We start from the raw sequence: 6,266 nt of genomic DNA, 5'->3' as shown, positions 1-6,266 counted from the left end.
GCAATGATATCTCCATCGTTATAATTCGCGGGCTTCAGCATAAAGTTGTCATTGGTTGCGGCTGACGTGAACTTGATGTCAGACGGCACGAACTCGTTGGCGTGGATATTGGTGTGCACTTTTATACCACCCTTCTTTTTCCCGGTCTTGGGATGCCTGCCTACGCCTTTGAAAATGAGGTTGGAAAAAAGGCTTATTGTCGTGGAGTCGATAATCTGCAGGCGGTTGAACCATGCAGGCATCCGCCGTTTTCGGCTGTCCGAGGAAAGTTCGTCCTTGTATCGGGCATATAGGCTGCGGTACGTGGCCTCAAACACGGCCTCAGGCCTGCGGGCGTTGGCATCAGACAAAGTGCTGCGCCTTGGCATCGTACTTATGCCCAAATGGGTGAGCTTGCGCGCTTCAGGAAACATAGAATCAGTAATCTCGCGCAATGTGTCGAATTTTCTGATGACAGCGTAAAGCATTATGGGCCATATGCTGGTAGGCATCAAAGCGCTTTACGTAGCGTTCACCATTATACTCGCGGCTGAATTTGAGAATTTCTTCCTTGTTGAGCAAATTTATTAGCTGACCATACATCGGCTGTCCGATAAAATGTTTACCTTTGTTCATAGTTACTTGAATTGAAATTTACAACAAGAAACAAAGGTAACTAAAAGGGCTGAATTCCAAGCGAGGAATCCAGCCCTAATTTTTTATGCTCAAAAAAAGTTTTAGCGGACAGCAATATTTAAAATTAGCGTTTATTTTTACTTATATCCTCGGAAAAAGACTTGAAGTAATAAGCCAAGGGCATCTTTCTATTGATTGTTTTGAATCATTGACGGTTTCAAGCTCATTTTTTACAAATTCTTCAATCTCTGGGAGAAGCTCTTTTTTTGAACTAATAAAATCCAGCCAATCTCTCCAATCCGTTATACTCATATCGCCATTGTAGAATATCACGTTAAAATCAGACAATTTCTGTTTTTCTTTCCCACAGGCATCATATATATAATCATTTATTAGACAAATAGTTGGCTTTTGAAGCGTTCTACTTATTGCAACCACATATTCCAAATGCTGCGGCTCTAATTGAGATAACCATCTGTGATATAATAGAACTTCAGCTTTATATGCATCTGAATAAATAGGTATTTGAATATCTGGGTGGTCTGCTATTCTTTCAATCTTATAGTTACTTAAATAGCCAAGGCCATACGTTGGAGACTCTTGAAACCAAAATGCTTTAAGATCCTCGACCATCCAATCATGACAGTCATCCACTATCGGATTAGAACTTCCATGATTAGTTCTAACAATAATCATCAAGGGCTTATGAAAAACATTGCCTTCTAAGTACTTCTCAATAATTTCTTTCAAATCTTTTTTAATCCATTTCATAATATTCTATCAATTAGTTTCTTTCTGCCGTCCAATCCAAATTCAGAGCTTTGAATATGTTGTTTAGAAAAGTCACACGCTGGGCTATACCTGAATGAACATATACATACCAGTGACCACTATCATCCTTCATCTCAACAATTTGATTGTCCTTTACATTTGCTGGCCTTTCTTTGGAGATAACTTTGCTTCTTTTTTGAGCATTAAAGAAACGTTCACAACCAATTTGCTCAATAGCATACAAAAGGGCTTTTTGGGACGAGAATTCGTCAGTTTGACCATCATGGGTTATTCTGATGCCAGATTTCCTGCCTTCAATGTTTATCTGCTTAGTTACTTCAACCCGAATAGGGTTATCTTTAATTAGCGTAATTACAACCCTATACCCATCAATGAGGTCATTAAAAACACTCTCATGAGATTTTAAAATCTCTTCAATCCTAGTCTGGATTTCTTCTTTTCTTGTTATCATATTCTTAAATTGTTATAGAAATTCTTTATAAATGATTTGCGCTACATCCCCAGGTGCTTATCTATTCATTTCATTCTCTACTCTCGAAACTTCTATAAACAGACAACTGGCTTTCCTGTTTTTGTCTGATGTTATGAAGCTAATTCGTATCAAATGTTTCTGTATAATATTCAGCAGACATAATAGGGGATAAATCAATCTGCGAATTAATATCATTAAGACAAATAGGACTATGATGCCCTAAGTCAAAATGAAAGTCAAGAACAAGTCTGATAAAGTCTTGTTCTATTTGAGTTAATTGTGATTGTGAAATGTTCATAACGATAGAAATTAATTATTAATACGTTTAGAGTGCAAAATTATGTTTAGGTTACGAACGTTTAGTTCGCAGTTTTGAATAATCTTCATTTATAGCCTTTATTCGCTCAAAGATTTCGTCCTGGATGCAGGATGGTTCCAAAACAAGCAGATGCTGACCAAAGGAACAAAGTTCACGTATCAATTCATAGTTCCTCCTGCAGTCAATCCTAAAGAACTGTCCTCTCTGAAGAGATGGATACTGCTTATGCAATTCATCACAGGTCTGTATGTTGAGTGTACGTTGTGATTCGTGCAACGGTTTGGTTAGTACATAATTCTTTGAATAGTCGCTTACCCAGAATGTAATCTTGTGAACAGTCGTATCTTCATAATAATAGGAAACACCTATTATATCCTCAAAAATCTCATTAATATCCCCTGGATAATTCTTGTATTTCATAGAAGGTATTGGGTTGATATGTATCGTCCTATCCAATGGGAAACATTTGATTTTATCGTTCTCTACTCTTCCTGCGTAGAGATACCAACGTCCTTCATACTCTCTTAAAAGATAAGGATAAAGTCTATAAACAATACTCTTTTCTGGTTCATCAAATTTTCTATAGTGAAGTTCAATAACTTGTTTTTGGGAGATTGCAGTAAATAGCAATCCTAAACAGTTAGTGTTCTCTATTGGATTTTTCGTCAAAGAAAGAATAGGTTTATGCAGAGCATGTGGATCTAAACTCAGTCGCAATCTTTCAAGACCATCAAGTTTCGGCAAACCATCAAATTGTCCAAGTAGTGAGAACAATTCTCTCAATAGATACTTTTCATCTGTGGTTAGTTCTTTCTTGAAAATGGAGAATGAAGGGTCGGCATATCTAAGACAGCGTTTACAATAATATCTTTGTTTGTTATAGTCATAACTATCAACGCTATATCTTTCGATATCTGCCCAGAAAGGATCTTCCTTTTCAAGAAAATGAATATCTTTCTCGATGGTACGCCTTCCTATATTATCCTCATCAGGATTAATCTGCATCTCTCCAAGACGACGATTAACTTCCTCTGTTAAATCGTCGAGAGAATAATTATGGTATCGGCTACTTAGTAACTCGTCCAGAATCTTATATCTTATTATGGCGTTTTTATTGATTGGCATAAAATATGGTAACAATATAATGTTAGTCCCGGAAAGGTAGTTTTGTTTACTTGTTTGACTATTTGGTGTAAATCACTTCCGATTAAACGTATTAGTTGTTTTAATCTTGAATCAAGATTTTCCTATGAATATCAATTTGTGCCTAAATTACTTACATATTTTATAAAAACGGCGTCTTTGTGGTTAAATAATGTGAATGACAATAGAATGAGGCGACTTTTGGATGTTATATTATCCTTGAACGCTAAAAATGGGAGATGACATTGGGCAAGGTATAAGAAAGCAGAATGACTTTTTATTCCAAGAATGGACACATTCATTCGTCTCCAAAGAAGATATCTATTATAACGAAGCTCCTGGCTTGGCTATAGAACCATGATGGTGTTACTACGGAGCCTTCTATATGCAAATTCCCTGTGGTAGAAATTATTTCGTAAAAAAAGATGGGGCTGAACGCTTGTTATGCCGAGATAAATCCCTACATTTGCATTTGGTGTATTAGTCTGCTGACGGTCGCTCGTTTGGCCGACACCTATTATTATATATATAGTGCAAATGATATTAGATATACTATTACTATGGGTCTATTAGACTTTTTGAAACGCGGTAGCGAGGATGTTGGCATGGAAGCCAAGAGGCTCTATGACGAAGCCGAACAGCTGTATAAGGCTGGGAACTATGACGATGCCGTGAGATTGTATGAAAAGGCGTGGAGCAAATACCCTGATGTGGGTGATTTCTACGGCCTTTTGGCTTGTTATATCCATTACAACGACGCATCCGGCAATGAGATGCATTGTTGCGAACTGGCCCGCCATGGTGCCGAGAAGGGCAATTCGCAGAGCATGTACCGTTACGCGCTCTTCCTTGATACTGGCCATGGATGTGCTGAGGACAAGGCAGAGTCGCGCCACTGGCTGGAGAAATCTACCGAACATGGCAATCCCGACGCAGCCTACGCCTTGGCCTCCCTGTTGTATGACGAAGTCAAGACCAATCCACTGCTGCTCGACCGCTGTTACCGATTGACCAAAGTGTATGCCGACCGAGGACATGAGGGAGCCAAGCATAGACTGGACGAGTGGTTCGGCCCCATTAGGGATGACGAGTGGCAAGGCTTCACCACCGCCCGTATGGCCCAACGTGGCTACAACTGGCTGTGTGGCAGAGAGGGATTTCAGCAGAACCTTGCGCTCGCCATGCGATGCCTGCGTGCTGCCGCCGAGCGTGGCGATGCTGCGGCACGCAGTAATCTTGGCTGGTGTTTCGAGAAGCAAGGTGACTATGCGTCTGCCAACGATTGCTATATCCTGAGTGCCAGCCAGGGTTGCACCACTGCCATGTTGAATATTGCCACCAATCTGCACAAAGGATTGGGCGCCCCCAAGGACGATGCCGGTGCGCGTCGCTATCTGCGTATGGCCCACGATGCGGGAGACGAGCGCGCCAAGAAGCGCATGGCTCAGTATTTTCCCGAGGATGAAGTGCGCGAGCTGTCGGCTGGCATGACCGCCGAGGAGATGAACAAGCGTGCATGGGCTTACCTGAAAGGCGTGGACAACTGTGAGCACGATGCCAAGAAGGCGGTCTTGTGGTTTGATGCTGCAGCCTCTCATGGCCTTGTTGCGGCCTGGTATGGTCGTGGAGTCGCTCTGGATGAGCAGAAACTCCATTCCGAAGCCTTTGCCTCTTATCTCCGTGGGGCTGAGCAGGGCAACGCCAAGTGCATGTTTACTGTAGGCATCCGTTACGCCGAAGGTAAGGGATGCAAGCACGACGATGCCAGTGCCCAGGCATGGCTCCTCCAAGCCGATGAGACGGGCGAACCAAGAGCCAAGGACAAACTCTATGAACTCTATCCCGAAGTGGAGCGTGAAGACAAGGTGCAGTTTATGCTGGACAATATGCCGACCTGCATAGATGAAGACTTCTCTTCTGAAGAGTATGATGTTGAGGCGATGGCGCATGACCTTGTCAACGACGAGGACTATGAACTGGCACGAGAACTGCTGGAAGGTTATATTCTGGAGATTGACGGCGGCGCCCAGCCATCCTCTTGTCATGAAGACCTGCTGCTCTATCTCGCTTGGGTATGCTACAAGGATGGCGACGGCAGCGACGCTCAGTCTCCCCACCACAATCTCCGCCTTGCCCACGATTACCTGATAGATATTGGCGATGACTTTGATGCCTATTGTGACGACAGTTATATGAAACTGGCTGAGCTGTACTATGCTTGCTATACCTGCTATGAAGACTATGACTTGAAGCACGTTCCGAGACACCGCAGCAGAAAATGGTATGTCCGCAAGGCGTATGAATATTATAGCCAAGCTGCCGACGAGGGCTTCCCGATGGGAATGTACTACAAAGCCCGTTTTCTCATTGATGGCGATGTGGTGGAAAGCGACTTCAACCAAGCCTTTATGCTCTTGAAGGAGAGCGAAGAGGGTGGCGACGCCGAACCCCTCTACTGGCTTGGCAATATGTATTATTACTCCGACTATGGGCGAGTAAACAAAGATGCGGCACGCGATTATTACGAGCGATACGTTGCTTTGGAGGAAGAGCGTGTCGAAAGCGAAGGCTGCATGTCGGCCGATTTTGCCCAGGCTTCCTGCAATCTTGCCCATCTGTTGCTTCAAAACCACTCCAACGCCGATGACTATCAGGCACGCCAGTTGCTCGATAGAGTGGTCGACAGCCACCATACCGTCGCAGACGCCCTGTTTGGATACATGCTCTATGAAGGGCGAGGCGGTATGAAAATCAAGGCAACCGGACTCGATTTCATGCGTAAGGCAGCAGCCAACGGCGACTCTATGGCCAGACAGTTCCTGCGCAATTATGGGTATAGATGAGCTGTTATAGTCATAATTGCAAGCAACCATCATAGAAACATGGATAAAGGGAAAATGTGAACAACTTGTGATATTTTATGAA

The 6,266-nt window shown here is 42.8% G+C and carries 4 protein-coding genes and 1 pseudogene; 1 reads left to right on the top strand and 4 read right to left on the bottom strand.

Features of this window, described 5'->3' with window-relative positions; translation table 11 throughout:
- The 4 genes and pseudogenes from CIK92_RS08270 to CIK92_RS08255 all read right to left on the bottom strand — a co-directional run.
- Nucleotides 1-615, bottom strand: a pseudogene (locus CIK92_RS08270) (DUF4372 domain-containing protein); the annotation flags it as partial.
- Between the two features lie 141 nt (nt 616-756).
- Nucleotides 757-1,386: a hypothetical protein gene (locus CIK92_RS08265; protein ID WP_094387154.1), complete on the bottom strand. Its 630-nt coding sequence runs from the start codon at nt 1,384-1,386 to the stop codon at nt 757-759.
- A 13-nt stretch (nt 1,387-1,399) separates the two neighbouring features.
- The gene (locus CIK92_RS08260; protein WP_094387155.1) at nt 1,400-1,858 is read right to left on the bottom strand and encodes a hypothetical protein; all 459 of its coding nucleotides are present in this window, start codon (nt 1,856-1,858) and stop codon (nt 1,400-1,402) included.
- 370 nt (nt 1,859-2,228) lie between these two features.
- Nucleotides 2,229-3,323, bottom strand: coding sequence for a YafY family protein (locus CIK92_RS08255; protein ID WP_094387156.1), 1,095 nt, complete (start codon nt 3,321-3,323; stop codon nt 2,229-2,231).
- Nucleotides 3,324-3,901: 578 nt separating this feature from the next.
- Between CIK92_RS08255 and CIK92_RS08250 the strand changes: the two genes are divergently transcribed.
- Complete coding sequence (locus CIK92_RS08250; protein WP_158214764.1) at nt 3,902-6,184, top strand: SEL1-like repeat protein; 2,283 nt, start codon at nt 3,902-3,904, stop codon at nt 6,182-6,184.
- The last annotated feature ends 82 nt before the right edge of the window (nt 6,185-6,266 follow it).

The sequence above is a fragment of the Prevotella sp. P4-67 genome (genome assembly GCF_002251325.1).
Lineage (GTDB): Bacteria > Bacteroidota > Bacteroidia > Bacteroidales > Bacteroidaceae > Prevotella.
The sequence above is the reverse complement of the archived record's forward strand: the minus strand, read 5'-3'. Positions and strand labels throughout refer to the sequence as shown.

Bases quoted from the DNA above. Each gene is read 5' to 3' on its own strand.
- CIK92_RS08265 (WP_094387154.1), bottom strand. From the start codon at position 1,386: ATGAAATGGATTAAAAAAGATTTGAAAGAAATTATTGAGAAGTACTTA.
- CIK92_RS08260 (WP_094387155.1), bottom strand. From the start codon at position 1,858: ATGATAACAAGAAAAGAAGAAATCCAGACTAGGATTGAAGAGATTTTA.
- CIK92_RS08255 (WP_094387156.1), bottom strand. From the start codon at position 3,323: ATGCCAATCAATAAAAACGCCATAATAAGATATAAGATTCTGGACGAG.
- CIK92_RS08250 (WP_158214764.1), top strand. From the start codon at position 3,902: ATGGGTCTATTAGACTTTTTGAAACGCGGTAGCGAGGATGTTGGCATG.